This window comes from Niallia sp. MER 6 (genome assembly GCF_023714395.1).
Lineage (GTDB): Bacteria > Bacillota > Bacilli > Bacillales > Cytobacillaceae > Niallia.
In genome coordinates this window covers 1-937 of record NZ_JAMAUK010000102.1, presented here as the reverse complement: position 1 = coordinate 937, position 937 = coordinate 1, and the positions used below count along the sequence as shown (strand labels likewise).

Below are 937 nucleotides of genomic sequence, written 5' to 3'. Positions count from 1 at the left end.
CTAAAGAAGTAGGGGAAAGTTTAACAAAGGCCTGTGAACATTATGGGGATTTACTGAAACATCTACAAATAAATCAAGTCCATGTTATAGCAATTTCAGCTGGAGGTCCAACTGGAATACGTTTTGCTTCTTTGTATCCAGAAAGAGTAAAAAGTCTTATCTTAGAGAGTGCAGTCTCTAAGGAGTGGTTGACAAATAAAGAATTGGAGTATAAAGCTGCCCATATCATTTTTCGTCCTTCCATTGAAGGGTTTACATGGAGACTACTGAGTAAACTGAGCCATTTATTCCCGAACGCTATGTTTAAAATGATGGCTCCACAGTTTAGTTCTCTTGACAAAAAAGAACTTAAAATCAAATCTGAAGTTAGTGATGTGTTAAAATTTACGAAGATGAATGCTCGTCAACGTTCTGGCCATGGTTTCCTTATTGATCTAAAACAATCTAAAGAACTGAAGGATTCAGATTTAACGTCTATCAAAAGTCCAACTCTTATTATGCATAGTGAAAATGACGGTTTTATTCCACTTGAACATCCACAGACTGCTCTCGAAAAAATAGGAAATTCAGAGTTACATTTAGTGGATTCATGGGGACATTTAATTTGGATTGGAAACTCGGCAGAAAATACTAACCAAAAGCTGATTTCATTTCTTAAATCTCAAAGTATTAACGCTACTTAACTATAGCTGCCAATTGGCAGCTTTTATTGCTTTATACTGTTTAACACATAAAATGTGAACAATTTCTGAACAATTTCACTTAAGGGCGTTAAATCCAGTAAGAATCAATGTTTCTTTATTGCTCAAGTACTAAACCAGCTAATAGTTTGTCAATATTTTTCATTAAATACTAAAAATATTTCATGTTATACTAAAAAAGGGTATACCAAATAACCTTCCTACTTCTCATAATTGGAAGGTTTTACGTTATTTAG

1 protein-coding gene is annotated in these 937 nt (G+C 33.5%); it reads left to right on the top strand.

The window, feature by feature from the left end; genetic code table 11:
* Positions 1–683 (top strand): alpha/beta fold hydrolase (locus tag M3600_RS28415; RefSeq protein ID WP_251648573.1); only part of this gene is annotated, 683 nt, incomplete at its 5' end.
* Between the last annotated feature and the right edge of the window lie 254 nt (positions 684–937).